General features: G+C 72.0%; 2 protein-coding genes. Both read right to left on the bottom strand.

Annotation, left to right across the window (positions count from 1 at the left end; translation table 11 throughout):
• A partial coding sequence (gene tssG / locus AC1DYX_RS30780; RefSeq protein ID WP_477265965.1) for a type VI secretion system baseplate subunit TssG occupies positions 1-556 on the bottom strand: 556 nt, incomplete at its 3' end.
• A partial coding sequence (gene tssF / locus AC1DYX_RS30775) for a type VI secretion system baseplate subunit TssF (protein ID WP_477265963.1) occupies positions 547-1,848 on the bottom strand: 1,302 nt, incomplete at its 5' end. The genes tssG and tssF, both read right to left, overlap by 10 nt.

The raw sequence follows: 1,848 nt of genomic DNA, 5'->3' as shown, positions 1-1,848 counted from the left end.
ATACCCGCCCCAGCACGGCCGCCGACACCTGGCGCCGGCGCAGCAGGCCGGCGAAGGCGGCCAGGGCGGTGTCCGGGACGCCGTCGGCCGCAAACGCGCCGCCGGCAGGCACGCCGGCCAGCGCCAGCAGCATCGGCAGGAACCCGTCGTGCGGACCGGCCACGAGGTGCTCCATGCGGTATTTCTGCCAGGCGCGATACCACAGCGCGATCATGCGCGTGCTGAACATGTCGAGGAAGGCGCGTGCCGCGTCGGCCTCGCCCCCCTCGGCCGGCAGCGCGAGGATCCGCTCCGTCACGTGCAGCGGCAGCGCACCGTGCGCGCCCAGCAGGCTCATGAAGCTCGGGGTCAGCCGGTAGCCGTCCGCGTCCTGTGCAGCTGCCTCCAGCTGGCTGGGCGGGAATGCGAGCTTCAGACTGTTGGGAAAGCGCAGGTGGCGGGCCAGCGCACGATGCTCGGGGATGCCGCGGTCGCCCAGCGCCAGCAACAGCAGGCGCACGGCCTGGACGAATTCGAAGCGCTGGGGTTCGGCCAGCAGGCGGGCGATCAGGTCCATCCGCCGTCCGGCGCCACGGCCGCCCCGCGCGGTGCACAGGCGAGGATTTCCAGGCCGGTCTGGTGCGAGACGACCTGCAGCCGGGTGAAGCAGTTGAGCTGCCCGTTCAGCGCGAAATACCGGTCGAGCACCTGTATGAACGGATACATGCCGCTGCCGGCGAATGCCTCCTCGTCGACGGTAAGGCGGATACCGATGCCCGGCAACAGCGTGGCGACCGGCGCCGCACCGATCCACGCGCGCACCGTGCCGTGTTCCAGCCCGACGATGCCGGCGATCTGGCGTTGCGCCACGGGGGAGCGCGGCAGGTCGTACAGTGCGAGCATCTTCTGGAATTCGGCCAGGCCGGCGACCGTCAATCCGGCATGGTTCAGTGCGAGGTGGGATATCAGGCGCCAGTGCGCGCCGCGCGTGCCGGCGAAGCGCCAGCCGGGCGATGGCTTGCGCAGCATGCGGATGGGCGCCAGGCCGGACAGCTCGTCGCTGCGCAGGTCGCCCTGCGGCTGGCCGTACGGCAGCCGGGACGGCACGTCGCGGTTGGTGCACGTCAGCTCGGTGGACAGCGTCGCGCCGGCTGCGGCTAGCGGCCGGAAATCGCCGTCGACGAGCGCGATGCGCATCTCGTGGCCCGGGCTGACGCCGGCCGTCGTGTGGTCGCGCCGCGCGATCCAGTAATGCGCGGCGCCGGCCCGGCCCGCGTCGCCCGRTGCGTACAATGGTTCGAACGGCGTGACCGTCCCCGTCCCTTCGCGCACGAGGCGCACGGCGTCGACGCTGTGGATCTCGTACGCCGCCGCGTGGGCGCCATCGGCCAGCAGCGGATAGTCGGCGCTCGTGTACGCGAGCTGCAGCGGCGCTCCGGCCTTCGGGAACAGGTTGATCACGGGCGTACAGCCGGGCAGCAGGTTGCGCGCGTCCAGCCCGGCCAGCAGGCGGGCCGTATCGGAATCGGCGGCGATGCCGGTCAGCGCCAGGTGCAAGGTAACACCCCGGCAGCGCGGCGGGAGCAGGCCTTGCAGGGCCGCCAGGTCGACGTCGATGAAATGGAATTTTTCCGGATAACAGAAATACTCCGTCAGCAGGCGCGGGGCCGGGTGCGAGCGGACGGGATACGGCAACATCGCCTCCTCGTCCGCCAGCCCGGCCAGGCGCAGCGGCACGCGCGGCAGCGGCAGCCACGCGTTGTCGCCGTCGGGCTGCACCCAGGCCGCGGCGCAGCGCAGGAACAGCGCGTCGATCAGGGCGGCGCGCGTGGACGCCTCGCCGTCGGCAAACAGGCGCAGCGTGGCCGG

The organism is Massilia sp. P2_C2 (genome assembly GCF_056404615.1).
Note: the sequence above shows the minus strand (reverse complement) of the source record. Positions and strands in the feature narration are given on the sequence as shown.